23 protein-coding genes and 1 tRNA gene are annotated in these 26945 nt (G+C 61.1%); 10 read left to right on the top strand and 14 right to left on the bottom strand.

Annotation, left to right across the window (positions count from 1 at the left end):
* The first annotated feature begins 29 nt into the window (after nt 1-29).
* Complete coding sequence (locus PQQ52_RS20830; protein WP_408215240.1) at nt 30-2693, top strand: DNA topoisomerase III; 2664 nt, start codon at nt 30-32, stop codon at nt 2691-2693.
* Between the two features lie 152 nt (nt 2694-2845).
* Here PQQ52_RS20830 and gvmR read toward each other — a convergent pair whose 3' ends face one another.
* A complete protein-coding gene (gene gvmR, locus PQQ52_RS20825; RefSeq protein WP_408215237.1) occupies nt 2846-3946 on the bottom strand; it encodes a transcriptional regulator GvmR in 1101 nt (366 codons plus the stop codon).
* A 342-nt stretch (nt 3947-4288) separates the two neighbouring features.
* The gene (locus tag PQQ52_RS20820; RefSeq protein ID WP_408215235.1) at nt 4289-6157 is read right to left on the bottom strand and encodes a phosphoenolpyruvate carboxykinase (GTP); all 1869 of its coding nucleotides are present in this window, start codon (nt 6155-6157) and stop codon (nt 4289-4291) included.
* A 377-nt stretch (nt 6158-6534) separates the two neighbouring features.
* On the opposite strand from PQQ52_RS20820, the gene PQQ52_RS20815 reads away from it, so the two are divergent.
* A complete protein-coding gene (locus tag PQQ52_RS20815; protein ID WP_408215232.1) occupies nt 6535-7548 on the top strand; it encodes a D-2-hydroxyacid dehydrogenase family protein in 1014 nt (337 codons plus the stop codon).
* 139 nt (nt 7549-7687) lie between these two features.
* Here PQQ52_RS20815 and PQQ52_RS20810 read toward each other — a convergent pair whose 3' ends face one another.
* Together PQQ52_RS20810 and PQQ52_RS20805 are read right to left on the bottom strand one after the other, a co-directional pair.
* Nucleotides 7688-8563 (bottom strand): patatin-like phospholipase family protein, encoded by an 876-nt coding sequence (locus PQQ52_RS20810; RefSeq protein ID WP_325047471.1) that lies wholly within the window; start codon nt 8561-8563, stop codon nt 7688-7690.
* Between the two features lie 51 nt (nt 8564-8614).
* The gene (locus PQQ52_RS20805; RefSeq protein ID WP_097390878.1) at nt 8615-9019 is read right to left on the bottom strand and encodes a PaaI family thioesterase; all 405 of its coding nucleotides are present in this window, start codon (nt 9017-9019) and stop codon (nt 8615-8617) included.
* Nucleotides 9020-9222: 203 nt separating this feature from the next.
* On the opposite strand from PQQ52_RS20805, the gene PQQ52_RS20800 reads away from it, so the two are divergent.
* The 3 genes from PQQ52_RS20800 to PQQ52_RS20790 all read left to right on the top strand — a co-directional run bounded on the left by PQQ52_RS20800 (nt 9223) and on the right by PQQ52_RS20790 (nt 10850).
* Nucleotides 9223-9298: transfer RNA gene (locus PQQ52_RS20800), tRNA-Lys, on the top strand.
* A gap of 131 nt (nt 9299-9429) precedes the next feature.
* Nucleotides 9430-10176 carry a UPF0149 family protein gene (locus tag PQQ52_RS20795; protein WP_408215229.1) on the top strand — a complete coding sequence of 249 codons (747 nt, stop codon included), beginning with the start codon at nt 9430-9432 and terminating at the stop codon, nt 10174-10176.
* A gap of 86 nt (nt 10177-10262) precedes the next feature.
* Complete coding sequence (locus tag PQQ52_RS20790; RefSeq protein ID WP_408215228.1) at nt 10263-10850, top strand: LysE family translocator; 588 nt, start codon at nt 10263-10265, stop codon at nt 10848-10850.
* A gap of 28 nt (nt 10851-10878) precedes the next feature.
* Here PQQ52_RS20790 and PQQ52_RS20785 read toward each other — a convergent pair whose 3' ends face one another.
* Nucleotides 10879-11724: a helix-turn-helix transcriptional regulator gene (locus PQQ52_RS20785; protein ID WP_408215225.1), complete on the bottom strand. Its 846-nt coding sequence runs from the start codon at nt 11722-11724 to the stop codon at nt 10879-10881.
* A gap of 211 nt (nt 11725-11935) precedes the next feature.
* Between PQQ52_RS20785 and PQQ52_RS20780 the strand changes: the two genes are divergently transcribed.
* Both PQQ52_RS20780 and PQQ52_RS20775 read left to right on the top strand, forming a co-directional pair.
* Nucleotides 11936-12595, top strand: a complete 660-nt coding sequence (locus PQQ52_RS20780; RefSeq protein WP_408215223.1) for a PadR family transcriptional regulator — start codon at nt 11936-11938, stop codon at nt 12593-12595.
* Nucleotides 12592-13959 carry an FAD-dependent oxidoreductase gene (locus PQQ52_RS20775; protein WP_408215220.1) on the top strand — a complete coding sequence of 456 codons (1368 nt, stop codon included), beginning with the start codon at nt 12592-12594 and terminating at the stop codon, nt 13957-13959. The genes PQQ52_RS20780 and PQQ52_RS20775 overlap by 4 nt, the downstream gene beginning before the upstream one ends.
* Nucleotides 13960-13985: 26 nt before the next feature.
* Here the strand turns inward: PQQ52_RS20775 and PQQ52_RS20770 are convergent, their stop codons facing one another.
* From PQQ52_RS20770 to PQQ52_RS20745, 6 genes are all read right to left on the bottom strand, one after another.
* Nucleotides 13986-14780, bottom strand: coding sequence for an ABC transporter substrate-binding protein (locus PQQ52_RS20770; RefSeq protein ID WP_408215217.1), 795 nt, complete (start codon nt 14778-14780; stop codon nt 13986-13988).
* A 199-nt stretch (nt 14781-14979) separates the two neighbouring features.
* On the bottom strand, nt 14980-16134 hold the full coding sequence (locus tag PQQ52_RS20765) for a pyridoxal phosphate-dependent aminotransferase (RefSeq protein ID WP_408215214.1): 1155 nt from the start codon (nt 16132-16134) through the stop codon (nt 14980-14982).
* A gap of 365 nt (nt 16135-16499) precedes the next feature.
* Complete coding sequence (dbpA, locus tag PQQ52_RS20760) at nt 16500-17903, bottom strand: ATP-dependent RNA helicase DbpA (protein WP_408215212.1); 1404 nt, start codon at nt 17901-17903, stop codon at nt 16500-16502.
* 54 nt (nt 17904-17957) lie between these two features.
* The gene (locus PQQ52_RS20755) at nt 17958-18158 is read right to left on the bottom strand and encodes a hypothetical protein (RefSeq protein WP_074285771.1); all 201 of its coding nucleotides are present in this window, start codon (nt 18156-18158) and stop codon (nt 17958-17960) included.
* 114 nt (nt 18159-18272) lie between these two features.
* Nucleotides 18273-18704, bottom strand: coding sequence for a Cd(II)/Pb(II)-responsive transcriptional regulator (gene cadR / locus PQQ52_RS20750; protein WP_408215209.1), 432 nt, complete (start codon nt 18702-18704; stop codon nt 18273-18275).
* Entirely contained in the window at nt 18701-19021 is a 321-nt protein-coding gene (locus tag PQQ52_RS20745; RefSeq protein ID WP_408215207.1) for a hypothetical protein, read from the bottom strand. The genes cadR and PQQ52_RS20745 overlap by 4 nt, the downstream gene beginning before the upstream one ends.
* A gap of 114 nt (nt 19022-19135) precedes the next feature.
* On the opposite strand from PQQ52_RS20745, the gene PQQ52_RS20740 reads away from it, so the two are divergent.
* Entirely contained in the window at nt 19136-21211 is a 2076-nt protein-coding gene (locus PQQ52_RS20740; RefSeq protein ID WP_408215384.1) for a heavy metal translocating P-type ATPase, read from the top strand.
* 84 nt (nt 21212-21295) lie between these two features.
* On the opposite strand, the gene PQQ52_RS20735 is transcribed toward PQQ52_RS20740, so the two are convergent.
* Nucleotides 21296-22339, bottom strand: a complete 1044-nt coding sequence (locus PQQ52_RS20735) for a helix-turn-helix domain-containing protein (protein ID WP_408215204.1) — start codon at nt 22337-22339, stop codon at nt 21296-21298.
* Nucleotides 22340-22665: 326 nt separating this feature from the next.
* Here PQQ52_RS20735 and adh point away from each other — a divergent pair, with 326 nt between their 5' ends.
* Complete coding sequence (gene adh, locus PQQ52_RS20730) at nt 22666-24186, top strand: aldehyde dehydrogenase (protein WP_408215202.1); 1521 nt, start codon at nt 22666-22668, stop codon at nt 24184-24186.
* Between the two features lie 75 nt (nt 24187-24261).
* Nucleotides 24262-24657 (top strand): DUF779 domain-containing protein, encoded by a 396-nt coding sequence (locus PQQ52_RS20725; RefSeq protein WP_408215199.1) that lies wholly within the window; start codon nt 24262-24264, stop codon nt 24655-24657.
* Nucleotides 24658-24727: 70 nt separating this feature from the next.
* Here PQQ52_RS20725 and eutC read toward each other — a convergent pair whose 3' ends face one another.
* Both eutC and PQQ52_RS20715 read right to left on the bottom strand, forming a co-directional pair.
* On the bottom strand, nt 24728-25513 hold the full coding sequence (gene eutC / locus PQQ52_RS20720; RefSeq protein ID WP_408215196.1) for an ethanolamine ammonia-lyase subunit EutC: 786 nt from the start codon (nt 25511-25513) through the stop codon (nt 24728-24730).
* On the bottom strand, nt 25510-26904 hold the full coding sequence (locus PQQ52_RS20715; protein ID WP_408215194.1) for an ethanolamine ammonia-lyase subunit EutB: 1395 nt from the start codon (nt 26902-26904) through the stop codon (nt 25510-25512). Before PQQ52_RS20715 ends, eutC begins: the two co-directional genes overlap by 4 nt.
* Nucleotides 26905-26945 lie beyond the last annotated feature (41 nt).

Here is a 26945-nt window from a genome sequence, read left to right as displayed (position 1 = left end):
ACCCGGATCTACCAACCTCACATCGAGTCATGTCCAAAGCACTGATCATCGCCGAAAAGCCTTCCGTCGCGAACGACATCGCGAAGGCTCTGGGCGGCTTTACCAAGCATGACGAATACTACGAAAGCGACGACTACGTCCTTTCCTCGGCAGTCGGCCACTTGCTGGAAATCGCCGCGCCCGAAGACTATGAAGTCAAACGCGGCAAGTGGAGTTTCGCCAACTTGCCCGTCATTCCGCCGCATTTCGATCTGAATCCGATCGCCAAGAGCGAGTCGCGCCTGAAGGTGCTGACCAAGCTGCTCAAGCGTGAAGACGTCGATCGTCTGATCAACGCATGTGACGCGGGGCGTGAGGGCGAGCTGATTTTCCGCCTGATCGCGCAGCACGCGAAAGCCAAGCAACCCGTGCAGCGCCTGTGGCTTCAGTCGATGACAGCCGGCTCGATCCGTGACGGCTTTGCCCGTCTGCGCAGCGACGAAGAAATGCAGCCGCTCGCCGATGCGGCGCGCTGCCGTTCGGAAGCGGACTGGCTGGTCGGCATCAACGGCACGCGCGCCATGACCGCGTTCAACAGCAAGGGCGGCGGCTTCTTCCTGACCACGGTCGGGCGAGTGCAGACGCCTACGCTGTCGATCGTCGTCGAACGCGAAGAGAAGATTCGCCGCTTCGTGCCGCGGGACTACTGGGAAGTGAAGGCGGAGTTCGTCTGCGCGGCTGGTTTCTACGAAGGCCGCTGGTTCGATCCGCAGTTCAAGCGTGACGAGTTCGATCCGGAAAAACGCGATTCGCGCCTGTGGGCACTGCCCGCGGCCGAAACGATCGTCGCGGCCTGCCGCGGCCAGATCGGCAAAGTAACGGAAGAATCAAAGCCGTCCACGCAACTGTCGCCGGCGCTGTTCGACCTGACCAGCTTGCAGCGTGAAGCCAACGGCCGCTTCGGCTTCTCGGCCAAAAACACGCTTGGCCTTGCTCAGGCCCTGTACGAAAAGCACAAGGTGCTGACCTATCCCCGGACCGACGCGCGCGCGTTGCCGGAAGACTATATGGATACGGTCAAGGAAACGCTCGGCATGCTCAAGGAGAGCAACAACTATCTCCCGTATGCCAAGCAGGTGTTGGACAAGGGCTGGGTGAAGCCGAACAAGCGCATCTTCGACAATTCGAAGATCAGCGACCACTTCGCAATCATCCCGACGGCGCAAGCGCCGAAGAATCTGTCCGAGCCGGAACAGAAGCTTTACGACCTCGTCGTGAAACGCTTCCTGTCGGTGTTCTTCCCGGCTGCCGAATACAAGGTGACGACGCGGATCACGGAAGTGGTCGGCCATCACTTCAAGACCGAAGGCAAGGTACTGGTCGAACCGGGCTGGTTGCAGGTTTATGGCCGCGAAATCAGCGGCGAAGACGCGAACCTCGTGCCGGTGCAGAAGGACGAGAAGGTCAAGACAGACAAGATCGCCGCCCAGCAACTGGTGACGAAGCCGCCCGCCCGCTACAACGAAGCAACCTTGCTGTCGGCAATGGAAGGCGCGGGCAAGCTGGTCGAAGACGACGAATTGCGCGAAGCCATGGCGGCCAAGGGGCTCGGCACACCGGCCACGCGCGCCGCCATTATCGAAGGGCTGCTCGGCGAAAAGTATCTGATCCGCGAGGGCCGCGATCTGATTCCAACCGCGAAGGCATTCCAGCTGATGACGCTACTACGCGGCCTCGGCGTAAAGGAATTGACCGCACCGGAATTGACCGGCGAATGGGAGTACAAGCTCTCGCAGATGGAGCGTGGCAACCTGCCGCGCGACGCGTTCATGCAGGAAATCGCCCGCATGACGCAGACCATCGTCAAGCGCGCGAAAGAGTACGATTCCGACACGATCCCGGGTGATTACGCGACGTTGCAAACGCCGTGTCCGAATTGTGGCGGTCAGGTGAAGGAAAACTACCGGCGCTTTGCCTGCTCGAAATGTGAGTTCTCGATTTCGAAAATTCCGGGCGGACGTCAGTTCGAAATTCCGGAAGTTGAAGAGCTGTTGCAGAACAAGACGATCGGACCGCTGTCGGGTTTCCGCAGCAAGATGGGCCGCCCGTTCTCGGCGATCCTGAAGCTCTCACTCGACGACGAGATCAAGAACTACAAGCTCGAGTTCGACTTCGGTCAGGACTCTGGCGGTGAAGACGGTGAACCGCCTGACTTCTCCGACCAGCAAGCGGTCGGCGCATGCCCGAAGTGCAAAGGTCGCGTGTTCGAACACGGCATGAGCTATGTCTGCGAGAACTCGGTTGCGAATCCGAAGACTTGCGACTTCCGCTCGGGCAAGGTGATTCTGCAGCAGGAAATCGCGCGTGAGCAGATGGCGAAGTTGCTCGAAGAAGGGCGCACCGACCTGTTGACGAACTTCAAGTCGTCGCGCACCGGCCGCAACTTCAAGGCGTTCCTCGTCAAGCAGAACGACGGCAAGATCGGCTTCGAGTTCGAGAAGAAAGAGCCGTCAGCCAAGACGGCAGCGAAGACCGCCGCGGCAAAGGCGGCAGCCAAGGCAGCGCCGGAGTCGGACGACGAAGATGCACCGGTCGCAGTGAAGGCGGTGCCCGCCGCCAAGAAGGTAGCGGCGAAGAAAGCGCCTGCGAAGAAGACCGCTGCGGCCAAGAAGGCGCCGGCCAAAAAAGCGGTAGCGCGCAAGACGGGCTCGTAAATCGGGCGGGCGGCCGGAGGTATTCAGTTTCCGGCCCGCTTTGCATCCGCCCAGAAAAAAGGCGCAGTCACTTCACGTGACTGCGCCTTTTTGTTTTGGCCACCAGACTTGTTGCGCTCACCTCAGCGCCGCCGGTGCCATCGCCCGAATGTTTAAAGCGGCGACAGAGCGGTGGGCCGTGGACGATTCGTCGTCTTTGTCAACGTCTTCGGTACCGGAGATAACTCGCTATCCAGCAGCCGTGACAGCGGCTCAGCGCCATCGAATGCTTCCGGCGGCATGTGATCCGCTGCATCGAGCGCGGAGGACGTGGCAGGCCGTTCAAGGCCGTCTTTGATCCACTGCTCGCCGAGCAGACTGTTCGGCGTCTGGCTGAAATGCTCGACCAGATGATCGATGAACGTACGTACCTTGGCCGGCAAGTGACGGCGGCTCGGATACGCGATGTTGATCTCGACCTGCGGCAAACGGAAATCACCGAGCAGACGCACGAGCCTGCCGCGCGTCATGTCGCGGCCAATCAGATAGCTCGGCAGAATCGCGATGCCCATGCCGAGCAACGCGAACTGACGCAGCATTTCCGTGTTGTTCGCCACGATGACGTTGACCGGCCGCACGCGCACTTCGCCTTCGGAACCCGTGAACACCCGCTCGTCGCCCCAATACTCGGACGGCAAGCTCAGGCACGGGTGCTCGAGCAAATGCTCGGGACGCGTTGGCGTGCCGTGCTTTTCCAGATACGCCGGGGTTGCACACACCGTCATGCAACCGGTGGTCAAACGCCGCGTGACAATGCTCGCGCTGCGCATCTGCCGTGTGACCACGACGCCCACATCGAACCCTTCTTCGACCAGATCAACCTGACGGTCGACCAGCGTGACATCGGGAATGACTTTCGGATAGCGCTCCGCGTACGTCTGCAGCACAGGCGCAAGGTTATGCAACCCAAACACCACCGGTGCGACTATTCGCAACGTACCGACGGGTTCGTGATTGCGCGCGACCACCATCTGCTCGACGTCTTCCAGTTCGTCGAGAATCTGGCGCGCGCGCTCAAGATAAACCTGGCCGGATTCGGTCAGGGACAGGCTGCGGGTTGTGCGATTGAGCAGCCGCGTACCAAGACGACCTTCGAGATCGGCAACGTGACGGGTGGCCACTGCGTTGGAAATATCCATCGCGCTCGCAGCGCGGGCAAAACTGCCGAGATCCGCCACTTTGACGAAAACTCGCATCGACTGCAAATGATCCATGGGACAACTCCTGCCGTGTTACAGCTTCCTGACAATTAGTGAAAACCAGTGAAGCGAACTTGGAATTCTCCTACGACTCGCGAAATCGTGCAGAAGTTGCCCGCCAAAGCGGAAATATTGTCGATATTTGTGCGACTGTGCTCCCCAGTGTGGGGCACGAACCTCGATTGTTCCGACAAGAGCAACAATCTGCTGCACCGCAGCTTGCACTGTCTTTTTTGTTCGAACAGATGCAAAGATCTGCCGCCATGGCGAAATCGGAGAAAATCGCGGTGCCGGTTGAGCCGGGAAAGAAAAAAACCGCCCGAAGGCGGCTTTCATGCGAAGTGAACACTCACCTAATCAGGCAGCGAGTTTTCCTTCGAGCGTAAGTTTGGTCTGTTTCAAGGCCGCCGGCAGACCTTGCTGCAATGTGTCAAACAACTCGGCATGCAGCGCGAGTTCGTCGCGCCATGCCGCGTCGTCGACGGAAATCACCTGCTGGAATTGCTCACGGCTGAAATTCAGGCCACTCCAGTCGATGTCTTCGTAGTGCGGCGACACGCCGAACGCGTGTTCCTCACCTTGCGCCCGGCCTTCGATGCGCCCGACCATCCAGCTCAACACGCGCATGTTCTCGCCAAAGCCCGGCCAGACGAACTTGCCGTCCGCGCCCTTACGGAACCAGTTGACGCAGAAGATTTTCGGCAGCTTCGCGCCCAATGCCTCGAGACGCTCTCCGGTTTTCAGCCAGTGGCCGAAGTAGTCGCTCATGTTGTAGCCGCAGAACGGCAGCATCGCGAACGGGTCACGGCGCACCACGCCCTGCTGCCCTGCGGCCGCCGCGGTCGTTTCCGAGCCCATGGTCGCGGCCATGTAGACGCCTTCGACCCAGTTGCGCGATTCGGTGACGAGCGGCACGGTAGTCGAACGGCGGCCGCCGAAAATGAACGCGTCGATCGCGACGCCCGCCGGGTTCTCCCAGTCGGCATCGATCGACGGACATTGTGAAGCCGGCGCCGTGAAGCGCGCGTTCGGGTGCGCGGCCTTGCGCCCGCTCTCCTTCGCGATCGCCGGCGTCCAGTCCTTACCCTGCCAGTCGATCAGGTGCGCGGGTGGCGCGTCGGTCATGCCCTCCCACCAGACGTCGCCGTCGTCCGTCAGCGCGACGTTGGTGAAGATGACGTTCTCATTTAACGTAGCCATCGCGTTGAAGTTGGTCTTTTCGCTCGTGCCTGGCGCGACGCCGAAATAGCCCGCTTCCGGGTTGATCGCGTACAGGCGGCCGTCCTTACCCGGCTTGATCCACGCAATATCGTCGCCGATCGTGGAGATTTTCCAGCCGTTCAGGCCTTCCGGTGGAATCAGCATCGCGAAGTTGGTCTTGCCGCACGCCGACGGAAACGCCGCCGCGACGTGATGCTTGTGCCCTTGCGGCGACGTCACGCCGAGAACCAGCATGTGTTCGGCGAGCCAGCCCTCGTCGCGCCCCATGGTGGACGCGATGCGCAGCGCGAAGCACTTCTTGCCGAGCAGCGCGTTGCCGCCATATCCCGAGCCGTAGCTCCAGATTTCGCGCGATTCGGGGAAATGGACAATATATTTGGTGTCGTTGCATGGCCACGGTACATCTTTCGCGCCCGCTGCGAGCGGTGCGCCGACCGAATGCACGCACGGCACGAATTCGCCGTCTTCGCCCAATACCTCGTACACCTTGCGGCCCATGCGCGTCATGATCCGCATGTTGGTCACCACGTAAGGGCTGTCGCTCAACTCGACGCCGATGTGCGCGATCGGCGAACCGAGCGGCCCCATCGAGAATGGCACGACATACATGGTGCGGCCATGCATCGCGCCGTCGAACAGGCCGTCGAGCTTCGCGCGCATCTCAGCCGGTTCGATCCAGTTGTTGGTCGGCCCGGCATCTTCACGACGCTTTGAGCAGATGAACGTGCGGTCTTCGACACGCGCCACATCCGACGGATCGGACCATGCCAGATAAGAATTCGGGCGTTTGGCGGGATTGAGTTTCTTGAGGGTGCCGGCTTCGACCATCTGAGCGCACAGGCGGTCGTACTCCTCCTGTGAACCGTCGCACCAGACGATTCGATCGGGCTTGGTCATGGCGGCAACGCGCTGGACCCAGTCGATCAGCTTCCGGTTTTTGACCCACGCGGGCGCCCCTGCGAACGCCTCATTAGTGGGCTGTCCTTCGAATGAGGGATGATTCATCGACCTGTCTCCGTTTTGAAAGCAATAGAAAAACGGTACAAGCCCAGTGACGCTGCATGCGAGAGGCGTTCAATTCATCGCGACGACATTTCCTGCCAGCCGACGCACAATTGTGCAGGTCATCACGGGCCACACAGCGTGTTGTGCGGAGGCATCCGCAGCCAGTCGTCTGCAACCGTCTGTAAAGCGGCTTGCCTCAACACGCAACAAACTGTTAAAAACGATGTCAATCGGCCTTGCAGTGGCGCTGCCGTTCTATGCGGCAGCTTCTACGTTAAGGCATTCAGTCATACCGGCATGTGACCTGGGTCACATGGTGGGACAGTCAGCATAACACTCCGTTCCGCACCGCTATGGTGCGTCGCAAGACACATACCATGAAGATTGCCATCCTCGACGATTACCAGGACGCTGTCCGCAAGCTCGATTGCTTTCAATTGCTGGCCGACCATGAGGTCAAGGTTTTCAACAACACTGTCCGCGGTCTCGGGCAACTGGCGAGCCGTCTTTCCGAGGTCGACGCTCTCGTCCTGATTCGCGAACGCACCCGCATCAGCTCGCAACTACTCGATAAGTTGCCGCATCTGCGCATGATCAGCCAGACCGGCAAAGTCTCAAGCCATATCGATCTCGCCGCCTGTACCGAGCGCGGCATCGCCGTGCTGGAGGGCAGCGGTTCGCCGACGGCACCGGCTGAACTGACGTGGGCCCTCATCATGGCGGCTCAGCGGCGGATTCCGCAATACGTAGCAAACCTTAAGCAAGGGGCCTGGCAGCAGTCCGGTTTGAAGACGTCGGCGCTGCCGCCGAACTTCGGTCTGGGCCAGGTGTTACGCGGTCAGACGCTGGGAATTTGGGGCTACGGCAAGATCGGGCGGCTGCTTGCCGGGTACGGCAAGGCGTTTGGCATGAACGTGCTGATCTGGGGGCGCGAGCATTCGCGCGAAGCGGCACGGGCGGACGGATACGGTGTGGCCGAGAGCCGCGAGGCGCTGTTCGAGCAGAGCGACGTGTTGTCGTTGCACTTGCGTCTGCATGACGACACGCGCGGCATCGTCAAGCAGGAAGACCTGATGCGGATGAAGCCGACCGCGTTGCTCGTGAACACGAGCCGGGCCGAATTGCTCGACGAAAACGCCCTGGTGAACGCGCTGTCGCACAACCGGCCGGGGATGGTCGCGATCGATGTCTACGAGAGCGAGCCGATTCTGCAGGGCTATAGCCTGCTGCGCATGGAGAACGTGATCTGCACGCCGCACATCGGCTACGTGGAGCGCGAGAGCTACGAGTTGTATTTCACCGCGGCATTCCAGAACATTCTGGCTTTCGACGCCGGCGATACCTCCAGCACAGCGAATCCGGAAGCATTGCAGGGCGGGCGTCGGCGATAGTCTGTGGCGTTGGTTAAGCGACCGCGTTCATCCCTCGCGGTTGTGTCGGCTTCAATCTACGCGCCGATCTGGTTGGCGCGTGGCCTGCGAGCCGCGCAACGCTTTTAGCAGCCGCGCCACCCCGTTAGTCACATTCACCTCAGCGCGCTTCGTGCGCGCCGGCTTCCAGCAGATCGGGCATGCGTTCCAGAAAGACCTCGCCATCGGCACGGCCAAGGTTGTACGCGTGCACCATCTGCGATGGGCTCGTGTAATCCCAACTCGAAATCGGCACCTTGCGCGACGGCTGCACGTAGAGCCGTTGCTGCACGCCGTGCGGCACGACGAACATCTGCGGCCGCGGATAAAGACGCGTGACCATCACCAGCACGTTGCCGGGTGCATCGGCGTCGAGCGCGCCGACCGGCACGTTGTCGACCATCCCGCCATCCAGCACCGGCCGGCCGTTGCGCCGCAAAACCGGCGTAAACGGCGGCGTACTCGACGATTGCAGAATCAGATCGGCGAGATCCTCCACCGTCGCGCAATCCTGCGCGCGCACGAATTCCGGATGAAAGCCGAGCGTCTGACCGAGCGTCGGATGCAGCGTCTTACGCACGTATTTCTCGATGTTGTACGCAATCAGGCCCGCGGCGACGGCACTTCGCGCGCCGAGCCAGCGCGGCAGATGCGATACGCCGATGCGGATTTCGGGTGCGTCGGCGAGCGTCGAGAATTTGTCACCGTAGATGTCGAGCAGCGCCTTCCGGTAGATCCGGTAATGCGGAAACACCGATTCGCCGCGCAGCAGATTGCCCCAGTACGCGTTGCGGGTGTTGTGACGCAGTGCTTCTTCGTAATAGCGCATAACCCAGTCGGAATCGCGCGTGTAGAGCATGCACGCAGTGGCGGCGCCGGCCGAAATGCTGGTGATGACGCGCGGCCGGATATTCAGCGCCGGCTGCGCCACGTCCCAGAATCCCGCCTGCCACCAGCAGCGATTGCCGCCGCCGGCGAATACGACCTGATCGAACATCTTGGCTTTTTCCTCTATTGCGGCTTACGGGCCAGCTTCAAATTTCAGGTTTCAGTCGAGCAGCGCGTAGGTGGTGGTGGCGTGGACGGCCATGTTGCCGGCTTCGTCGAATAATTCGACTTCGCCGAACACGAGATTGCGGCCCATGCGCAGCACGCGCGCGGTGATCAGCACGTCGCCGTTGCGGACCGCGCGCATGAAACTGATATTGAGCGACACCGTGCTCATCGGCTTGAAGCCGCCGAGCGCAGCGGAAATCGCGACGATCATTGCCGTGTCAGCGGCCGCCATGAAGACCTGGCCGCAGATCACACCGCCCGAGTGACGCAGCCCGCCGGAGAATGGCAGGCGCAAAGTCGCACTCTCTTCGTCGACCTTGACCGGGGTCAGCGTGAGCGCGCGGACCCAAGGCGCGAGGATGCGGTCGAGCAGCTCGATAATTTCTTTGTCATCCATGGCGGTCCCCGGTCGAAAGCCGCGCGACGCTTCGCGCGGCAGGTGTCCGCGACATGATACCGGGACGGTGAGCCGCGCGCCTTTCCGGTGCCTGACAGCAGACCGTGCGGGATTGGGATCGCCTCCCACCCCAGATTTTTTAAGAAATCTGCTAAAGGGGGTTGGCAATCTCGGAAAGTTTCGGCATAATTTCGCTTCTGTTTGGGGCGTTAGCTCAGCTGGTAGAGCAGCGGACTCTTAATCCGTAGGTCGACAGTTCGAATCTGTCACGCCCCACCAAAGATTCAACGAAAAGCCCGGTCCTTGCGACTGGGCTTTTTGCTTTGCGGCGCCGGTGCCGCGTGAGCAAGCCGGCTCCGCGTTCCCGAGATGTCATCGGGACCTACGATTCGAAGCGCCGGAGCCTCGCTATGTCCAAGTCAAAACTCGACCCCGCCAATCTGGCCACTCCGCTCTCCGAAAAAGAGTTCGACGAACTCGATGAGTTTCTGATTTCCGACCTGACGTCGGATGAAACACTGACGATCGAAGGGCTCGACGGTTATCTGACCGCGATGGCGATCGGACCGAATACCGTACCGCCCAGTTACTGGTTGCCAGGCGTCTGGGGACCCAGCGAGGATGACGCTCCGGCATTCGAAACAATGGATCAGGCGCAACATATTCTTGGGCTGATCCTGCGGAACATGAACGGCATCATTGCCAGTCTGGAAAATGATCCTGATGGGTTCGAACCGGTATTTGGCTTCTGCCAGATCGACGACAGCAATCGCGAATTCATCGACGGCGAAGCGTGGGCAGTGGGCTTCATGCAAGGTCTCACGCTCGTTCGAGCGGATTGGCAAGCGTTGTTCGACAGCGAGCAAGGCCGGGAATGGCTGAATCCGATACATCTGATGGGCGCTCTGGATCTCACGCCGGAAGAGGAGGAATTGATCGGCACGCCGCAACAGGACGATGCCCTCACCAAACGGATTCCCGCAAGCGTCGCCGCGATCTATCGTTTCTGGCTTCCCCAGCGCCAGGCCGTCAATGAGCGGAAGCTCGCCGCCACGACGCAGCGCACCGAACCTAAAGTCGGCCGCAACGATCCGTGTCCTTGCGGCAGCGGCAAGAAATTCAAGAAATGCTGCGGCGCTGCGGCAGAGCTTCACTGAAAGTAATTTCCTTCAATACACCCCGCCCCACTGCCCGATACCGTTGAGCGTCGCAAATCCTGCGCACTCACGTATCGAGGCACCAGATGACCGTTTTACTCTCCATGGCCGCCTTTGCGCTGGTCTCGTCGATTTCTCCCGGGCCGGTCAATGTCGTCGCGCTCAGCGCCGGCGCACAACATGGGTTCACCGCGAGCATGCGGCATGTGACCGGCGCGACCGTCGGATTCACGCTGTTGCTGTTGCTCATCGGTCTGGGTCTGCATGCGTTGCTCGCGCATTTCCCCAATCTGATCACCATCGTCAAATGGGCCGGCGTCGGGTTTCTGCTTTACATGGCCTACAAACTCGCTGTCGATGACGGCAAGCTCGGCGCGGACAAACCCACTCGCGGGCCATCGTTCGCCTACGGCGCGGCGATGCAGTGGCTCAATCCGAAAGCATGGCTCGCATCATTAGCCGGCATGGGCGCCTACGCGGCCGATGGCGAAGGCCAGCTCGTCTGGCAATTCACTGTCGTGTACTTCGTGGTTTGCTATCTATCGATTGCCAGTTGGGCGTACGCCGGCACGTTCCTGCGCCGGTACTTGCAGGAGCCGAGGCGCGTGAGGTTTTTCAATCGTGGGATGGCTGCTTTGCTCGCGGCCAGTGCGCTGTATCTGCTGATAGCGTGACGTGGCGCGCGGAACGCACCTGCGCAATTCAACTGCGATACTGCCCCGGCGTCGCCGCAACCAGCCGCTTGAAGGTCCGCTGCAAATGCGCCTGATCGGCAAAGCCCGCATCGAGCGCGACGTCTGCTATAGCGCAGCCGCGCCGGAGTTGTGCGCGGCTGTACTGGATGCGCCGATTGGTCAGATACGCGTGCGGCGTCATGCCATAACGCTGTTTGAACGCGCGGATCAAGTGCGAGGCGGACAACTCTGCCGCCTTGCAGACATCCTCCAGCTTCAGCGGAAGGGTACAGTTTTCAGCGATGAATTCCGCGGCCCGCGCGAGTTGGCCGCTCGCGTCATCATCCGGTAAGGGCGCCGGATTCAACTTCTGTTGCACTTCCGAGAAGAAAGCGAGCGCAGCGCTTTCTTTGCGCATGGGCTCGCTGTCATTGTCGACGAGGACCGTGTAAAGACGGTTCAAACCGTCGAACAAGGCCGGGTCCACCGTCATGGTCTGCGAGAAAGCGCGAAACGCGTGGTTGTCGCTGAAACCCAGGTCGTGTTGCAGACCCGTGAGCCAATCGACATCCACATGCAGCATCCGATACGACCATCGCTCGTCGGCGACCGGGTTGCATGCGTGCACGTCGTCCGGATTCATCATCACGACCGCACCGGCGCCGATCCATGCGCTCGCGTGCCGATTCACATACACGCTACGCCCGCCGGTAACGGCGCCGATCGAGAACGTCTCGTGCGAGTGTTTGGCATAGCAGACCTCGCGGCCATCTTCGATAGAACGCGCCTCGATGAACGGCAACGCTTCATCGCGCCAGAACTTCGGCGCCGCAGCCGTCACCGCTGAATCACTGCAGTCATTCGTCCCGCTCATCGCGTGCTCCTCGGTCATGCGCGTTATCCCATCGCAGCTTCGTCGCCTGTGCATGGGGCGCGACCCACATCCTAACGGTCCAATCCGCCGCGGACCAGCGCGAAAAACAGTGCGACCGCAGGAAATCCCGACATGCCGTACTTCCAATCTCGAAAAAACATAGTTATATTATGACTAGATCAACAAAGACTAGCTCACAGTCACCCTGACTATGGTCCGCCACTCTCCGCTTGCCCTCGCTGTCCTTGCCATGCTGACTGAAGCGCCGATGCATCCATACCGAATGCAGCAGCTCATCAAGGCACGCGGCAAGGATGAGGTGATCAACGTTGGCCAGCGCAATAGCCTGTATCAAACCATCGATCGCCTGGTGCGCGGCGACCTGATCGCCATTCGCGAAACGGAACGCGACGGCGCGTTCCCCGAGCGCACCGTCTATGAAATCACCGAAGCCGGCCGTGACACCGGCCGTCTGTGGTTGCGCGAACAGCTCGCGCAACCCGCCCGCGATTTCCCAGCCTTTCCGGCCGCACTCTCGTTCCTGCCACTGCTTTCACCGGACGACGTGTGCCGCCAGCTCGAGACCCGCATCAGCGCGCTCGAGCGGGAATTGGTCCGGATCGACAACGCCACTGAACAAGCCACCCAGATGCAGGTGCCGCGGCTTTTTCTGCTCGAAGGCGAATTGGTGCGCGCGCAACTGGTCGTCGAGATGGATTGGGTTCGCAGTGTGGTGGCCGATCTGAAGGCCGGCACGCTGACCTGGAGTCCGGAATGGCTCGAAGAAATCGCTCAACGTTTCACGCTGCCGGCCGGCGAATACAAGTACAGGCCGGCCCAACCTGCCACAAAGAAGGAGGCGAAGTCATGAACCGTGAACCCATGAATGTGATCGTAATCGGAGCCGGCACTGGCGGCCTCTGTCTTGCGCACGGGTTGAAGCGCGCCGGCATCAACGTGAATGTCTATGAACGCGATCGCACGCGCGCGGACGGTTTGCAGGGCTATCGCGTCGGTATCAATCCGCACGGGCTGGCATCGCTGAACGCGTGCCTTCCACCAGAACTTTATGCGACGTTTCTGGCGACTTGCGCACGCACGCCGGGCCACTTCAACATCCTGACCGAGCGACTGACCGAATTGCTCACGGTGCCGCTCGCGGACGAATCGATGAGCGGCGGCAAATCGGTCAGCCGGATGACGCTCAGGCAAGTGCTGCTCACCGGTCTTGATGCACACGTGCATTTCGATAAGACCTTCACGTCGTACGAACAGCATGCCGACGGCAGCGTCACCGCGCATTTCGCAGACGGCACCCACGCGACTGCCGACCTGCTGATCGGTGCGGACGGTGCACGGTCGAAGGTGCGCCGCCAATTGCTGCCGCACGCGCGGCTGGAAAACACAGGCATCGTCAGCGTCGGTGCAAAGGTACCGATGGACGAAACGTCACGCGCGCTGCTGCCGCCCAAAGTGCTCGACGGCATTACGCTGATCAACGCGCCGAAGGGTTATGGCGGCATCGTGCATGTAATGGAATTTCCGTGGCGCGCGGACGGCAGCGGAATGAAGGAGAGTATCGGCAGTAACGACGCCGAGTTGCTCTCGCGCTGGCCTGGATTGCTCTACGACAACACGCGCGACTATCTGATGTGGGGTGTCTGGGGCGCATTGCGCAATTTGCCGGCCGATCCCAAATCACTCGGACAGGCTGCGTTGCTCGCGCTCGCGACGCAGATCACCGATGGCTGGCATCCCAATCTACGCGCGCTGATTCGCGCATCCGATCCGTCCACCGTGTTCAGTGTCGACGTGCGCACGTCGGTTCCGGTCGACGCCTGGCCGACCACCAACGTCACGGTCCTGGGTGACGCGGTGCATCTGATGACGCCGGGCCGCGGCGTCGGCGCGAACACCGCGCTACGTGATGCCGCGTTGCTCGCCGCACGTCTGGCCGATGCACAACAGGGCAAGCTGTCGGGCCACGACGCCGTCGCGGGTTACGAGGAAGAGATGCGCCGCTACGGCTTTCACGCGGTCGCGGAATCGCGCAAGCAATTCGATGCCAGCAGTGCGCTGCATCGGCCGGTGGTCGGGCGGATGGCGTTGAGTGCCATGCGCACCAGCTTGCGCGTGGTGAACAACCTGCCGATGCTCAAGCGCCGCATGGTCAACGCCGAGAACGAATTTCGCGGCGCCGATCGCAACACGGCAGCCGCGGAACACGGCCAGTAATACTGGTCAGTAATACGGCCAATCAGTTACTTCGCGGTCACATCGATATTGCCGAGATACTTCGCCGCCAACGTCTTCACGGTACCGTCGGCCTGAACCTTCGCAATCGCCGCGTTCAGTTGATCACGCAGCGCGCTGTCGCCCTTGCGAATCCCGTACGCAATGCCGCTGCCGAGGATCTTGTCATCGCGCACCGGCTGACCGACGAACGCGTAGCCCTTGCCGCTCGGCTTCGACAGAAAACCCGTCTGTCCAGCCGGCGCGAGAACGAGCGTTGCATCGAGTCGACCCGCGACGAGATCCGTATAAACCTGGTTCTGGTCCTGATACGGCACGACGGTGACGCCTGCCGGTTCCCAATGCGCCTTCGCAAAGGTTTCCTGAATCGACGCCTGCAACACGCCGACGCGCTTGCCCTTCAACGATGCCGGCGTCGGCAGCAAACCGCTGTCGTGCTTCGCGATCAACTGCGTCGGGACGCGATACACGACGGTCGTGAAATCGATCGCCTGACGGCGCTGTTCGGTGGCGTTCATCGCTGAATTGATCGCATCGAACTTGCGACCCTGCAGCGCGGGAATCAAACCGTCGAACGAGGTTTCAACCCATTTGCATGTCATATGCGCAGCGACGCAGACGGCATTGCCGACGTCGATGTCGAGACCCTGCAGTTCACCGTTCGGCCCTTTCGATTCGAACGGCGGATACTGCGCCTCGAGTCCAAAACGCAGGGTCGCGGGTTCGGCGGCGATCGCGGCAGACGATGCGGCGATTGCCGTGAATGCGCAGGCCAGCACCAATAGAGGCTTGAGCAACTTCATAACAGGTCCCTTTCCTTCGATATTGTTGTAATCGCAGCATGCAACGCATCGATGCATCACGACGTACGACGTAACGACGCGACGATCATACTGCGATCAAAAATGCTGCCGGTTCACGCCGCCGTTGATCTGATCGCGTCTCTCTGCGACCAGGTCAGATCTTCAAGCGTTCGCCGGGAAAACTCGCACAACCGGCGAATCAGATTTCGCACAAACGCCGCGCGCCTTCGATCAAGGTCGCGTCGTCCTTCGAAAAGCTCAGGCGGATCAAACCGGAATCCGTGCCGTCGGTATAAAACGCCGACAGCGGAATCGTCGCCACGCGCGCATCGCGAATCAGGCGCAGCACGAAATCGCTATCGCTTTCCTCGGAGAATCCGCGGAAACGCGCGAGCATGAAGAAGCTGCCCTCGCTCGGCAACAACTCGAAGCGTGAATCGCGCAGCGCATGGGCGAGCAGATCGCGCTTCTTCTGATAGAACGCGGACAGGCCGAGATAGCTCTCACGATTGGCCAATGCATCGACAAACGCGTACTGCATCGGCGTGTCCGCAGAAAACACCATGAACTGATGGACTTTGCGAATCTCGTCCATCAGCGCGGCGGGCGCAAGGCAATAGCCGACGCGCCAGCCGGTCACGTGATACGACTTGCCGAACGACGACACGATCACGCTGCGCTCCGCGAGTTCGGCGTCGCAGGCCATGCTCTGATGTTTGGCGCCGTCGAACACGACATGTTCGTAGACTTCGTCCGCCAGAATCACGATGTCGGTGTTACGCGTCACGGCCTTCAGACGCGCGATGTCGGCCTCACTGAATACGGTCGCGGTCGGGTTGTGTGGCGTGTTGATGATGATCATGCGCGTCTTCGGCGTGATCGCGGCGGCGACCTCGTCCCAGTTCACGCGGAAATCGGTCAGCGACAGTTTGATCGGGATCGGCGTTGCGCCTTGCAGGCGAACGATCGGGCCATAGCTGTCGAACGACGGTTCGAAGTAGATGACTTCGTCGCCCGGATGCACCAACGCACTGATCGTCGAATACAGGCCTTCGCTGGCGCTCGCGATCACGGTAACTTCGCTCGACGGGTCGTAGCGCACGCCGTACAGCGTCTCGACCTTGTCGGCGAGCGCTTCGCGCAAGGCGGCGATGCCGGCCATCGGTGCGTACTGGTTATGACCGGCACGCATGGCTTGCGCGACACCGTCGATCAGTTTCGCGTCGGGCGCGAAATTCGGCGCACCTTGTGACAGGTTCAGCGCGTCATGTTGCGCGGCCAGTTGACCGATCACGGTAAAAATCGTCGTGCCTACGTCAGGCAGTTTCGAGCGGGCTTGCATGGCGCTCTGCATAAGGCTTCTCCCTTTCTCCATCCGGCAGCGGATTCGCGGACTGCCCACTGCGCGGCGGTCCCATCCGGTTCGATGATTAGGCATCAGCCAAAGAACGGTCACAATCGAAACTTTGTCATGCACGGCATGCGTTTACGTCATGGCTCGCGCAATGCCGTGCTGGAGCAGGCGAAGGCAATGAAATCGGGGGTTTAGCGGGAGAAAGGCGGCCGCGCGGGGAGCGCGGAAAATAGCCGAGGTATGACGTAATGTGATGCGCGGCGGCGAGATGGCGCTGCGATTTGCTGCGACGGCGCGCAGCGGTGAGGCGGAGCAACCAGGCTGCGACCAGGCGGTCGCAGCCGTCAAAGCAAACTAGTCAGCGATCACGCGTCGTCCATCATGCGGACTTTGACCTTCTTGCCCTTCACCTTGCCGCCGCTGAGCTTGCGCATTGCCTCGCGCGCGATGCTGCGCTCCACGGCCACATAGGTCGACATTTCGGTCACGTTGATCTTGCCGATCTGCGAACCGGCGAAACCCGCTTCGCCGGTCAGTGCGCCGAGCACGTCGCCCGGACGGATCTTTTCCTTGCGACCGCCGAGAATCTGCAGCGTTTCCATCGGCGGCAGCAGACGCTCGTTGCTCGCCGGCTTGAGATCGGCCAGCTTGTGCCATTCGACTTCACGCTTCTGTGCCTGTTCGAGACTGCCGACGCGGCCCATCTCGTTCATGCTGGCGAGACTGAGCGCCCAGCCTTCCTGATCGGCACGACCCGTGCGACCGATGCGGTGCACGTGTACTTCCGGATCCGGCGTCACGTCGACGTTGATCACCGCTTCGAGCTCCGCGATATCCAGACCGCGCGAGGCGACATCGGTGGCAACCAGCACCGAGCAACTGCGGTTCGCAAACTGGATCAGCACCTGATCGCGTTCACGCTGATCGAGTTCGCCGTGCAGCGCGAGCGCATGAAAACCCTGCGCGCGCAGCACGTCGAGCAGATCTCGGCATTGCTGCTTGGTGTTGCAGAACGCCAGCGTGCTCACTGGACGATAGTGGTTCAGCAGCAGACCGACGGCATGCAGACGCTGGTCTTCGGTCACTTCATAGAAGCGCTGACGAATCTTGGTGTTGTCGTGCCGCTCGGCGAGCTTCACTTCCTTCGGATTACGCAGGAATTGCTGGCTGAGTTTGACGATGCCTTCGGGGTACGTCGCCGAGAACAGCAGCGTTTGGCGCTCTTTCGGGCATTGCTTCACGACCGTCGCGATATCGTCGAAGAAACCCATGTCGAGCATGCGGTCGGCTTCGTCGAGCACCAGCGTGTTGAGCGACTGCAACGGCAGGCTGCCGCGCTCAAGGTGATCCATGATCCGGCCCGGCGTGCCGACCACGATGTGCGCACCGTGTTCGAGGCTAGCGGTTTGCGGACGCATCGGCGTGCCGCCGCACAGCGTCAGCACCTTGATGTTTTCTTCGGCACGCGCCAGACGGCGGATTTCCTGCGTGACCTGGTCGGCGAGTTCGCGCGTCGGGCAGAGCACCATCGCCTGCACGGCAAAGTTGCGCACGTCGAGGCGGTTGAGCAGCGCCAGCGAAAATGCCGCGGTCTTGCCGCTGCCGGTTTTCGCCTGGGCGATCAGATCGTTGCCGGCCAGTGCGATCGGCAAGCTCGCGGCCTGAATCGGCGTCATCTCGACATAGCCGATCTGCGTCAGATTGGCGAGCGTCGCGGGGGGCAGCGGTAGCTGGCTAAACGGCGCGCCGGCTGGTGTGGGACTGTTCATAAGGGTGGTGGCTCGCTATCGACTGAAGGGGCTGAAGAGACTGAAGGCCAGGAATTAATCGGCCATGGGGCCGGTTGCGGGACGGCCTTCGATCTGCTCGTACAGCACCGAGCCATCTTCCCCGTCGAAACGTTCGACGTAATTGCGCGCGCCGCACATCGGGCAACGGAACAGGAGCCCCTGCCCTTCATTCTTGATGACGACGTCCGACATCTCCCACTGCTCGCCGCAGGGCTGGTTTCTACAGGTAAACACGTTGATTCTCCAACTGGATTCGATTGTTTATTGGGTGGGCCGGATAAATGGCCCAGCCGTGAATGCTGTCACTGCCGTGGTCAGCGCCGCCGTCATCAATACGGACGGAACGCTTCAACCCAGATGCGTATGCCGCGCACGCGCTGCGCCGACATCCATTTCAGTGAGGCCCTGGACGATGCCGCAGTCTTCAACGGCCTGCTCGCCGTGACATTGCTCGCGCAACGTGGTCAGTTGCGCTTTCAGTTGCTTCAATTCGTCGATGCGCGTGTCGACGTGCGCAATGTGCTCGTCGATCAGGTCATTAATGCCGCCGCAGCCGTCCGCTGGTGCGTCGGTCAGACGCAGCAACGCACGGATTTCGTCGTGGGTCATATCGAGCGCACGGCAATTGCGGATGAAGCGCAGGCGTTCGACGTGCCTCACCGAATAGCTGCGGTAATTGGCCTCGGTACGCTCCGCTTCGGGCAACAGACCCTCTTTTTCGTAGAAGCGGATGGTTTCGGTCGTGCAATGGGCGATTTTCGCCAGTTCGCCGATTTTCATGGACCCTCCGGATTGCGGCCTTGACCTTGTAGTGGCTTCAAGGTGTTTACTAGACCACAAATCGAACCAGGAAGCCACCTATGCCTCACGCGAACCAAGCCGAAGCAGACCGTCCGGATCAGGCCAAAGCCTGTGCCGACGGGCACGAAGGGCACGCCCACAAGCCTGCCGATGAAAACGTCGACGGTCACGGTCATGGCGAATCCTGTGGTCACGGCCATAGTAAAACCCGCCGTCATGGCCACGAAGCGCACTCTCACGTTCACGGTGAAAGCTGCAGCCATGGCGACGCGGCGAACGACCACGGTCATGCCCACGCCCACCTCCACGCCGAAGCAGGCTGTTGCGGAACGGCGCACGTGGCAGCCGCGTCGGTCACGCTCCCGCAATCCGAAGCCGTCGGCAGCGACGTACGCACCGCGATCCGCATCATGCAGATGGACTGCCCGACTGAAGAGGCGCTGATCCGCAAGAAATTCAGCCGCATGCCGTCCGTGCGCAGCATGGACTTCAACCTGATGCAGCGCGTCCTGACCGTCGTCCACGCGCCGGACGCCCTCGAAACAATCCTCGCCGCGATCCGTTCGCTCGACTTCACGCCTGAACTGGCAGACGCGACCCCGGACGCCGCTGCGGCCGTCCCCCACGCACCGCCCAAGCCGTGGTGGCCGCTGGCGCTCGCCGGTATTGCTGCGGTGGGCTCAGAGGCCGCTGGCTGGCTTGGCGCCCCCGTCTGGCTGGCAGCGGGTCTGGCAATCCTGGCGATCGCCGCCTGCGGCCTCACGACGTACAGAAAGGGCTGGGTCGCGATCCGTAACGGCAACCTGAACATCAACGCCCTGATGAGTATTGCGGTCACTGGCGCGCTGATCCTGCAACAGTGGCCGGAAGCCGCGATGGTGATGGTGCTCTTCACGATCGCCGAACTGATCGAAGCGAAGTCGCTCGACCGTGCCCGCAATGCCATCCAGGGGCTGATGCAACTCACGCCCGAACAGGCCAGCGTGCAGCAAGCCGACGGTAGCTGGCGGCCCATGGACCTCAAAGCGATCGCGCTCGGCGCGGTCGTGCGCGTGAAGCCGGGTGAGCGGATTGCACTCGACGGCGAAATCGTCGCGGGCCGCTCGAGCGTCGACCAGGCGCCGATCACCGGCGAAAGCCTGCCGGTCGACAAGACCTTGGGGGACGCAGTGTTCGCCGGCACGATCAACCAGGCCGGGTCGTTCGACTATCGCGTCACGGCCGCGGCCAGCAACACGACACTTGCGCGCATCATCCACGCGGTCGAAGAAGCACAAGGCACCAAAGCGCCGACGCAGCGTTTCGTCGATCAGTTCGCGCGTATCTACACGCCGATCGTGTTCGCTGCCGCGCTCGCCGTGGCGGTGTTGCCGCCGCTGCTTTTTGGCGGACAGTGGCACGAATGGGTCTACAAGGCACTCGTGATGCTGGTGATCGCGTGCCCGTGCGCGCTGGTGATCTCGACGCCGGTGACGATTGTCAGCGGCCTCGCTGCTGCCGCCCGCAAAGGCATCCTGATCAAAGGCGGCGCCTACCTCGAGCAGGGGCGCAAGCTGAGCCGGCTCGCACTGGACAAGACCGGCACGATCACGCACGGCAAGCCGGTGCAAACCGAGTTCGAAATGCTGGCCGATGTCGACGTCGTCCGTTGCAGGACGCTCGCGACGAGTCTTGCGGGTCGTTCGGATCATCCCGTGTCGATGGCGATCGCGGCTGCGGCTCAAGCCGAAGGCATATCGAACGCCGCGGTCGACACGTTCGAGGCACTACCGGGCCGCGGCGTGCGCGGCGAAATAGACGGCTCGCCCTATTGGCTCGGCAATCATCGGCTGGTCGAAGAACTCGGCCGATGCTCAACGTCGCTCGAGGCGCGGCTGGATGCGCTCGAGGGGCAAGGCAAAACCGTCGTGATGCTGGTGGATGCCGAACGCGTACTCGCGCTGTTCGCCGTCGCCGATACGGTGAAGGACACGAGCCGCGCCGCCATCGCCGATTTGCAGCGCCTCGGCGTGCGTGCCGTCATGCTCACTGGCGACAATCCGCACACGGCCGCGGCGATCGCGCAGCAGGTCGGCATCGATGAAGCACGCGGCAATCAGTTACCCGAAGACAAGTTGAACGCGGTCGCGCAATGGTCGCAGGAAGGGGCGACGGTGGGCATGGTTGGCGACGGCATCAACGACGCCCCCGCGCTGGCGCGTGCCGACATCGGCTTTGCGATGGGCGCGATGGGCACCGACACCGCGATCGAAACCGCCGACGTCGCGTTGATGGATGACGATCTGCGCAAGATTCCGCAGTTCATCCGTCTGTCGAAGGCGACGCATTCGGTGCTGGTGCAGAACATCACGCTGGCACTGGGCATCAAGAGCTTTTTCCTCGTGCTGACGATGATGGGCTCGGGCACGATGTGGATGGCCGTGTTCGCCGATGTGGGCGCGAGTCTGCTGGTGGTGGCGAATGGCTTGCGGCTATTGCGCAAATAAGTGTGTGCGGGGGCCGCCGCCTGCAAACAGCAGGCCGCCGGCCGGCGTACGTTGTGCCAGCGATGCGCAACGCGCCGCACGATCCTAGTGAGCGAACGAACGATTCCCCGTCACCTGATGAGCGCCGATCGCGGTCTTCAACGTATCGGAAGGTCGCATGCCGAACAGCTTCCGGTAGTCGGTAGCGAACTGGCTCAGATGCCAGAAGCCCCACGCCGTCGCCACATCCTGCACCGAACGCGATTCACGCGACGCATTGCACAGATCGCGCCGTGCGCCATTCAGGCGGATCGTGCGCAGATACGTGGCGGGCGCCATCCCCAGCACATCCTGAAAGCAGTATTGCAGCGTGCGCCGGCTCACATGCAAGCGCTCACACAACTCCGGCACGTTGATCGCACGGTCGCGATTGGCCAGCACATATTCGCGCGCTTCCGACACGATCGACTGACGGCGCCCACGCGCAGGCATCGCCACCTGCTCCGCGGCCGGCAACGCACCCACATCGAATAGTGAAGCCAGTACCGACGCCTGCAAATTGTTGCGTGCGAACGAGGACAGCGGGGTACTGCTCGCTGCGCCGTCGTTGAGAAGTTGCCGCAACGAAGCGCACAAGCGCTCTCTGCGCGCCGTGCCGATCGACACGACTTCCGTGTTCGGCAGATGATCAACCAGGCCGACGCGTTCCACTTCAGCGGCGTAACGGCGCAGCACTTCACCCTTCACCACTACGCCGAAAATCTCGTAGCCCGCCGAGGTCAGCAATTCGAATTCGATCCCGCCCGGACGGAATGCGAGCGCATCGCCAGCGATCACTTGCGCATCGATACGCCCCGAACCTTCACGGCAAATCGGAATACCGAACCAATAGGCGTCCTTCTGCACCTCGCAGGTCTGCCGCAGCGTGTGACTGGTCGTTTCGACGAACACCTGCATGTGATCGAGGCACAACTCCGTCAGGCCACCGACAAAACGACCCGCGGTCAGTTGGTCATAGGTCTGGTGCCAGCCATGGAGGTTGCGCGCCTGTTCGTCGGCGTCGTAGGCGACGCAGGTCTGCACGCAAAAGCTCGGCTGTTGGGTGTGCGTCGGTGCTGTCAGGCTGTCGTTTCGGAAATCGATCGTCATACCGGGTCTGCGAAAGCGGAATATCGAAGCGAGAAAGGAAGGCAATTCCCATGCCGAACGGATTCTTCGCTTACTTTGCTTCGATCTCACCAGTCGGTACGCGCGCCCTGTTCAATTCCTGAACAGCGCTGCGCACCCTGGTCAGAAACGAAACGGTCACCTCCGGCAAGCTGAACAATGCCACGCGTCATGCTTCGCAGGAGTGCCTGCTGCGCGTGCGCGGCTCACCAGCGCGGTGCATTGGCACGGTTCTGGCTCTAGCCTCTCGCGGCCAAGCGAAATATCGCGCCGAATATAGCCCATTCAAACATGTGAGGAGCACACAGATGAATCACGCAGAGATGCAGTTTCTGACCACCGAATTCCCGTACAAAAAGCAGTATGCGAATTTCATCGGCGGCGAATGGGTAAAACCGGTGGGCGGCGAGTACTTCGACAACGTCTCGCCAATCACCGGTGAGGCGTTTACGTCGATCCCGCGTTCACGCGAAGCCGATATCGAACTCGCGCTCGACGCCGCGCATCGTGCCAAGGCAGCGTGGGGCAAGACGTCCGTCGCCGATCGCGCCAACATCCTGAACCGTATCGCCGACCGGATGGAAGCGAATCTGCAACGCATCGCCGTAGCTGAAACGATCGACAACGGCAAACCGCTGCGCGAAACAATGGCGGCCGATATCCCGCTAGCCATCGATCACTTCCGTTATTTCGCCGGCGCCGTGCGTGCGCAGGAAGGTGGGATCTCCGAGATCGACCACGACACCGTCGCGTATCACTTTCACGAACCGCTCGGCGTGGTCGGCCAGATCATTCCGTGGAATTTCCCGATCCTGATGGCGGTATGGAAGCTCGCGCCGGCCTTGGCTGCCGGCAATTGCGTCGTGCTGAAGCCGGCCGAGCAAACGCCCGCTTCGATTCTCGTGCTGCTCGAACTGATTCACGATTTGCTGCCGCCGGGCGTCCTGAACGTGGTGAACGGTTTCGGCCTCGAAGCCGGCAAACCGCTCGCATCGAGCAAGCGCATCGCGAAGATCGCTTTCACCGGCGAGACGACGACGGGCCGCCTGATCATGCAGTACGCGAGCCAGAACATTATTCCTGTGACGCTCGAACTCGGCGGCAAGAGCCCGAATATCTTCTTCGCCGACGTGATGAACGAGGACGACAGCTATTTCGACAAGGCGCTCGAAGGCTTCACGATGTTCGCGCTGAATCAGGGTGAAGTATGCACGTGTCCGTCGCGTGTGCTGATCGACGAAAAGATTTACGACCGCTTCATGGAACGCGCATTGAAGCGTGTGGCCGCTATCACACAAGGCCACCCGCTCGATACGAAGACGATGATCGGCGCGCAAGCCTCGCAGGAGCAACTGGAAAAAATCCTCTCGTACGTCGATCTCGGCAAGCAGGAGGGTGCCGAATGTCTGATCGGCGGTGAACGCAATGCGCTCGGCGGTGAACTGAGCAAGGGCTACTATGTGAAGCCCACCGTATTCCGCGGTCATAACAAGATGCGCATCTTCCAGGAAGAAATCTTCGGACCGGTTGTTTCCGTGACGACCTTCAAGAACGAAGACGAAGCGCTCGAGATCGCCAACGATACGCTTTACGGCCTGGGCGCCGGTGTATGGACACGCGACGGTACGCGCGCCTATCGCTTCGGCCGGCAAATCCAGGCGGGCCGCGTGTGGACCAACTGCTATCACGCGTATCCGGCACACGCCGCGTTCGGTGGCTACAAGCAATCGGGCATCGGCCGCGAGAATCACAAGATGATGCTCGATCACTATCAGCAGACCAAGAACCTGCTCGTCAGCTATAGCGATAAGCCACTCGGTTTCTTCTGAGCGTTACGAGGAGCTGGCGATTCTGTTCGAGCGGGCCGCTTTGCGCGGCTCGCTCTTTTTCAGTGAGGGTATGTGATGGCTGATGAGAAGGAAGTGGCCCGCGTAATCGTCACGCCCGCCGCAGTCGATTTGATCGAGAAGTTACGCGCCGAACACGGGGCGGTACTGTTTCACCAATCCGGTGGATGCTGCGACGGCAGCGCGCCGATGATGTTTCCTCAGAGTGAGTTCATGGTCGGCTCGTCCGATGTGAAACTCGGCACGATTGCCGGCGTGCCGTTCTATATGAGCGAATCGCAGTTTGAATACTGGCAGCACACGCAGTTGATCATTGACGTGGTGCCGGGTAATGGCGGGATGTTTTCTTTGGAACGGCCGAGCGGCTTGCGTTTTCTCACGCGCTCGCGGCTGTTCGCGGACGATGAAAACGCGTGGTTGGAAACGCATCCGGTGGAACGGGCGGATGCTTAAGTGGCGTGTTTATGTCGCGCCTGAGTTCGACTTGTTGTTGACTGCAGGCGTGCCCGTTAGCAGCGCGTTGCTAATTTGAATCGCTGCCGACTGCAGGTGTTGTCGGCGTACTCGCTAGCAGCGCGTCGCTATCGTCTTTCAAACCAACGCCCGTGAGACCCAAGCGTTTTGCATGCGTCAGCAGATAGTGCAACTTGTGTGCGGCTGACTCGTAGTTGAGACCTTCAGGACGCACGTTGGAAATGCAGTTACGTTGCGCATCGCTGCAGCCCACTTTTGGCGCGTAAGTCAGGTAAATACCGAGGCTATCGGGTGAACTCAAACCCGGACGCTCGCCGATCAGCATCACCACCAGTTTGGCATTGAGCAATTCGCCGATCTCGTCACCGAGCGCGACGCGAGCCTGACGTGCGACGACTACCGGGCCGATCTTCCAGTCTGTGAGTTTTGCGCAAACTGCTTGCAGCAGTGGGATCGATTGCTTCGACGCAGCGAATGCAGAGAGACCGTCGGCAATGACGAAGACTACTTCGGGTGACTCGATCTTAAGTTGACCAAGCGCTGTGCGGCTCTCATCGCTTAAGCGCCTGCCGAGATCAGGCCGCCGCAAATAATGCTCGCGATCAGGCGCGGCACTATGCACATCCAATGTGCTGAAACTTTGTGCGCGCAGCTGTTCGTGCAACACGTCCGTGTCGAGCGGATGATGCACCGCGTCGCGCGCCTGCGCATGCGACAGGTTGAACGCCAGCAACGGTGCCGTCGGCAAACTGTTGCCCGCGCGGCCCAACGCGATCCGAGCGTTGGTGAACTGCCGCAGCGCGTTCCACGGATTCTTTTCGAGGAAGTCGCTCATGCGATGCCCATCCAGTCGCGCGCGCCTTCCAGCAGCGGTTGTTGTGTCGACGCACTCAGCAATGCGCCGCGCGCGTCGGTGATCTGCATCGACTCCAGCCACTCTTCGAATTCCGGTGCACGGCGCAGGCCGAGCACGTCGCGCACATACAGTGCATCGTGGAATGAGGTGCTTTGGTAGTTGAGCATCACATCGTCCGCGCCCGGAATGCCCATGATGAAATTGATCCCTGCCACGCCGAGTAGCGTGAGCAGGTTGTCCATGTCGTCCTGATCGGCTTCGGCGTGATTCGTGTAGCAGATGTCGCAGCCCATCGGCACGCCAAGCAGCTTGCCGCAGAAGTGGTCTTCGAGACCCGCACGGGTGATCTGCTTGCCGTCGTACAGATACTCCGGTCCGATGAAACCGACCACCGTGTTGACCAGAAATGGATTGAATGTACGCGCGACGGCATAGGCGCGCACTTCGCATGTCTGTTGATCGACGCCGAAATGCGCATCGGCCGACAACGCGCTGCCCTGCCCGGTTTCGAAATACATCAGGTTATTGCCGACGGTGCCGCGTTTCAGCGACAGCCCCGCCTCATACGCTTCCTGCAACAGCGCGAGCGAAATACCGAAACCCGCGTTCGCTTTCTCCGTCCCAGCAATCGATTGAAACACCAGATCGACCGGCGCGCCTTTTTCGATGGCGGCAATCGTATTCGTGACATGGGTCAGCACACACGATTGTGTCGGCACCTGATAGCGCAGGCGGAAATCGTCGATCATCAGCAACAGTTTGGTGATCGCGGCGAGATTGTCGCTGGCGGGGTTGATGCCGATCATCGCGTCGCCGCAGCCGTACATCAGGCCGTCGAGCATTGACGCGGCGATCCCTTTGACATCGTCGGTCGGATGATTCGGTTGCAGACGCACCGACATGCGGCCAGGCAAGCCGACCGTATTGCGAAACCGCGTGATCACCGGACGTTTACGCGCCGCCGTGATCAGATCCTGATTGCGCATCAGCTTCGAGACCGCCGCAACCATCTCCGGGGTAAGGCCGGTGGTGATACGCGTGAGCGCATCTGCATCGGTCGTGCTGCTCAGCAGCCAGTTGCGAAAATCGCCGACGGTGAGATGCGAGATCTCGGCGAATGCTTGTGGCGAGTGATCGTCGATCACGAGGCGCGTGACCTCGTCGGTTTCGTACGGGATCAACGCTTCGTTGAGAAACGTGCGCAAAGGCACCTGCGCGAGCGCCATCTTGGCCGCGACGCGCTCTTCTTCGCTCGCCGCCGCGACGCCCGCGAGCTGGTCGCCCGAACGTTGCGGGCTGGCTTTCGCCATTAACGTTTTCAGATCGGCGAAACGATAAGTGCGGCTGCCGATTGTCTCGGTGTAGCTCATTTTACGACTCCATCGCCGCTGCTTGCGCAGCAGCTCGTTCC

It is taken from the genome of Paraburkholderia sediminicola (assembly GCF_046030555.1).
GTDB classification, from domain to species: domain Bacteria; phylum Pseudomonadota; class Gammaproteobacteria; order Burkholderiales; family Burkholderiaceae; genus Paraburkholderia; species Paraburkholderia sediminicola_E.
Note: the sequence above shows the minus strand (reverse complement) of the source record. Positions and strands in the feature narration are given on the sequence as shown.

Bases quoted from the DNA above. Each gene is read 5' to 3' on its own strand.
- PQQ52_RS20765 (WP_408215214.1), bottom strand. From the start codon at position 16,134: ATGCAGAGCGCCATGCAAGCCCGCTCGAAACTGCCTGACGTAGGCACG.
- PQQ52_RS20830 (WP_408215240.1), top strand. From the start codon at position 30: ATGTCCAAAGCACTGATCATCGCCGAAAAGCCTTCCGTCGCGAACGAC.
- PQQ52_RS20805 (WP_097390878.1), bottom strand. From the start codon at position 9,019: ATGGATGACAAAGAAATTATCGAGCTGCTCGACCGCATCCTCGCGCCT.
- PQQ52_RS20815 (WP_408215232.1), top strand. From the start codon at position 6,535: ATGAAGATTGCCATCCTCGACGATTACCAGGACGCTGTCCGCAAGCTC.
- eutC (WP_408215196.1), bottom strand. From the start codon at position 25,513: ATGAGCGACTTCCTCGAAAAGAATCCGTGGAACGCGCTGCGGCAGTTC.
- cadR (WP_408215209.1), bottom strand. From the start codon at position 18,704: ATGAAAATCGGCGAACTGGCGAAAATCGCCCATTGCACGACCGAAACC.
- PQQ52_RS20775 (WP_408215220.1), top strand. From the start codon at position 12,592: ATGAACCGTGAACCCATGAATGTGATCGTAATCGGAGCCGGCACTGGC.
- PQQ52_RS20725 (WP_408215199.1), top strand. From the start codon at position 24,262: ATGGCTGATGAGAAGGAAGTGGCCCGCGTAATCGTCACGCCCGCCGCA.
- dbpA (WP_408215212.1), bottom strand. From the start codon at position 17,903: ATGAACAGTCCCACACCAGCCGGCGCGCCGTTTAGCCAGCTACCGCTG.
- PQQ52_RS20785 (WP_408215225.1), bottom strand. From the start codon at position 11,724: ATGAGCGGGACGAATGACTGCAGTGATTCAGCGGTGACGGCTGCGGCG.
- PQQ52_RS20715 (WP_408215194.1), bottom strand. From the start codon at position 26,904: ATGAGCTACACCGAGACAATCGGCAGCCGCACTTATCGTTTCGCCGAT.
- PQQ52_RS20780 (WP_408215223.1), top strand. From the start codon at position 11,936: ATGGTCCGCCACTCTCCGCTTGCCCTCGCTGTCCTTGCCATGCTGACT.
- PQQ52_RS20770 (WP_408215217.1), bottom strand. From the start codon at position 14,780: ATGAAGTTGCTCAAGCCTCTATTGGTGCTGGCCTGCGCATTCACGGCA.
- PQQ52_RS20790 (WP_408215228.1), top strand. From the start codon at position 10,263: ATGACCGTTTTACTCTCCATGGCCGCCTTTGCGCTGGTCTCGTCGATT.
- PQQ52_RS20810 (WP_325047471.1), bottom strand. From the start codon at position 8,563: ATGTTCGATCAGGTCGTATTCGCCGGCGGCGGCAATCGCTGCTGGTGG.
- PQQ52_RS20740 (WP_408215384.1), top strand. From the start codon at position 19,136: ATGCAGATGGACTGCCCGACTGAAGAGGCGCTGATCCGCAAGAAATTC.
- PQQ52_RS20795 (WP_408215229.1), top strand. From the start codon at position 9,430: ATGTCCAAGTCAAAACTCGACCCCGCCAATCTGGCCACTCCGCTCTCC.
- PQQ52_RS20820 (WP_408215235.1), bottom strand. From the start codon at position 6,157: ATGAATCATCCCTCATTCGAAGGACAGCCCACTAATGAGGCGTTCGCA.
- PQQ52_RS20735 (WP_408215204.1), bottom strand. From the start codon at position 22,339: ATGACGATCGATTTCCGAAACGACAGCCTGACAGCACCGACGCACACC.
- adh (WP_408215202.1), top strand. From the start codon at position 22,666: ATGAATCACGCAGAGATGCAGTTTCTGACCACCGAATTCCCGTACAAA.
- gvmR (WP_408215237.1), bottom strand. From the start codon at position 3,946: ATGGATCATTTGCAGTCGATGCGAGTTTTCGTCAAAGTGGCGGATCTC.